The organism is Oleiphilus sp. HI0123, assembly GCF_001635315.1.
In genome coordinates this window covers 1-2,931 of the sequence record NZ_LWGE01001091.1, presented here as the reverse complement: position 1 = coordinate 2,931, position 2,931 = coordinate 1, and the positions used below count along the sequence as shown (strand labels likewise).

Below are 2,931 nucleotides of genomic sequence, written 5' to 3'. Positions count from 1 at the left end.
CAGGTTAAGGTCTTCTCGTAGTCATCCAGCTTACTCGGCGACTTCCTTGCAGGGTAGCTTGGGTCTAAATTTCTATTATTGAGGTATTTACGAACAGTATTTCGTGACAATCCGGTCTTCCGAGCAATCGATCGAATCGATTGTCCCTCCCGAATATGCCAGCGTCGAATTACGCTTAGTAGAGCCACGTCTATCACTCCATTTTCTCCTGCTTTGCTGAAGCAGGGATAGGTTTATACGTGGGTCAAAATTCGATGCAAATATATGGCTTTAGTGGGTCAGTTTTGGGTGCAAATCAACAATGAGGCCAATGTAGCACTGATGTAGCACAACTTATTCCAAGCATGCCAGCTACTAAAATAACCAATTGAAATAAAAGAAGAAAAATGGTGCCCCCTCCCTGACTTGAACAGGGGACCTACCGATTATGAGTCGGGTGCTCTAACCAACTGAGCTAAGGGGGCACTGATTTTGGCTTTGAGCCAAGAGATGATCCAGAGAGTTCTTGATCAATACGGGGCGCATTATAATGCGCCCCGAAAGAAGATGCTAGAGGAAAATGCTTATTCGTCCAGGAAGCTTCTTAGGTGATCTGAGCGGCTTGGATGGCGTAGTTTTCTTAGCGCTTTCGCTTCGATCTGACGGATACGCTCACGCGTTACGTCGAACTGCTTACCTACTTCTTCCAAAGTATGGTCTGTGTTCATTTCGATACCAAAACGCATACGTAGTACTTTTGCTTCTCTAGCAGTTAGTCCGGAAAGAACCGTACGTGTAGACTCTCTTAAGCCCTGGCCTGTAGCCGTATCAACGGGCGATTCTGCCTGGCCATCTTCGATAAAGTCACCCAAGTGTGAATCTTCGTCATCACCAATAGGCGTTTCCATTGAGATTGGTTCTTTAGCAATCTTAAGGACTTTACGTACCTTGTCTTCAGGCATATCCATGCGCTCACCTAACTCTTCAGGTGTTGGCTCGCGGCCCATTTCCTGAAGCATCTGGCGTGAGATGCGGTTCAATTTATTAATGGTTTCGATCATGTGTACCGGAATACGGATCGTACGTGCCTGGTCAGCAATAGAACGAGTAATTGCCTGACGAATCCACCATGTAGCGTAAGTCGAGAACTTGTAACCACGGCGATATTCGAACTTATCTACCGCTTTCATCAAGCCAATGTTACCTTCCTGAATAAGATCCAGGAACTGTAGGCCACGGTTGGTATATTTCTTCGCGATGGAGATAACCAAACGAAGGTTGGCTTCTACCATTTCCTTTTTCGCACGACGCGCTTTTGCTTCACCAATCGATACACGACGGTTGACGTCTTTAATTTCAGCGATGGTCATGCCAGTTATGTTAGCCATTTCTGCGATCTTTCTTTGCGCACGCGTAATTTCAACACGGTTCGCTTCTAGCTTCGCTGCACAGGGGTGACTTTCTTCAATTAGGCCGTCAATCCACTGTAGGTTTGCTTCATTACCCGGGAATCGTTTGATGAACTCTTTACGATCCATACCGCAATATCTGGAGCAAAGCGCCATAACTGCACGCTCATTAATCCTAACGATTTCGTTGGTAGTACGAACTTCAACGATCAAGGCATCGAACTGCTTGGCACTCAATTTAAACGGTGCAAACAGTTTACCTAGCTCATTATAAGCTTTAGCTGCTTCTTTACTGCTACGAGTATGCTTTGCTTCTTCTGCTAAGGCTACCGCTAGCTGAGCACGAAGTTCATCCATGCGCTCACGCACTTCTTCTGGATCAGGGCCTTTCTCGCCCTCTTCTTCGTCATCGTCGTCGGAATCAGCACTATTCGCTTCGACTATAGGAGCCGGTGCAGGAATCGCATCGGTCTCTGGGTCAACAAAGCCTGAAATAATGTCACTTAGACGGCCTTCTTCTTCCACTGTCGTGTCATATCGATCCAAGATACCCTGAACGACACCCGGAAAGTGAGCCAAAGATGCCATCACATCCCGAACACCTTCTTCGATACGCTTGGCGATACGAATTTCGCCTTCACGCGTTAGTAGCTCTACAGTACCCATTTCACGCATATACATACGTACTGGGTCAGTTGTTCTGCCTGCTTCGGTTTCTACTGCTGCCAGTGCCGCAGCTGCTTCAGCCGCCGCCACTTCGTCTGTTGAATCTCCATCTGACATAAGCAATGAATCAGCATCAGGCGCAACTTCAACAACCTGAATACCCATGTCGTTGATCATGCGAATAATGTCTTCAACCTGATCCGGATCCGCAATATCTTCTGGAAGGTGGTCGTTTACTTCTGAGTAAGTCAGGTACCCTTGTTCTTTACCGCGGGCGATGAGATCTTTTAAACGAGACTGTTGTGAATTGCCTGACATGTCTATCCTATAAGTTGGAATTCGTTACTGATGGCCGATCAAAAAATAGTCGGCCATTATATAGAAAGTTTGCTTTTCAACCAAATCAATATGGATCCAAAATGAGATTTTTCAAGTCTGAATTGGAATAACTTTCATAAATTTGGCCGTTTCGAATACTAAAAGGCCTTTTACTTAGATTTCCTTAGGGAAATAGCTCTTAGCGCTTGCTTTTCAGATTCGCTCATTTCACTAGGAAGCTTATTGAATTTTGTTGCTTTCAAGGCGTCATTCTGGGTTTGTTTATTCTTCAGCCGTTGCAGCAAGTCAGTCGCAACGTCCTGGATTTCCTTCGCGTCGGGCACCCATTCCAAGCGATCAAATAAGCTAGAGAACTGAGCACGATAACCCACTTCATCCGTAGCCAGAAATAACAACAAAGACTGAGTCGTTGCTATTTTTTGAAGAAAGAGAAACTCTGCGAAGTCACGAGTTTGCTGAAACCCTTGGTGCCCACTGATCATACTTAGATAATTTTCAGCCTGACTTGGCTGGTAATATAGCGCTAAACAAAGGCTAG

General features: G+C 45.6%; 3 protein-coding genes and 1 tRNA gene. All 4 read right to left on the bottom strand.

Annotated features, from left to right (window positions below; genetic code table 11):
* On the bottom strand, positions 1-197 hold a 197-nt coding region (locus A3761_RS26255; protein ID WP_156491792.1), incomplete at its 3' end, for a helix-turn-helix domain-containing protein.
* A 190-nt stretch (positions 198-387) separates the two neighbouring features.
* Positions 388-464: transfer RNA gene (locus tag A3761_RS10665), tRNA-Ile, on the bottom strand.
* 99 nt (positions 465-563) lie between these two features.
* Positions 564-2,372, bottom strand: a complete 1,809-nt coding sequence (gene rpoD / locus A3761_RS10660) for an RNA polymerase sigma factor RpoD (protein ID WP_068507063.1) — start codon at positions 2,370-2,372, stop codon at positions 564-566.
* A gap of 170 nt (positions 2,373-2,542) precedes the next feature.
* A partial coding sequence (locus A3761_RS27635) for a hypothetical protein (RefSeq protein WP_197473007.1) occupies positions 2,543-2,931 on the bottom strand: 389 nt, incomplete at its 5' end.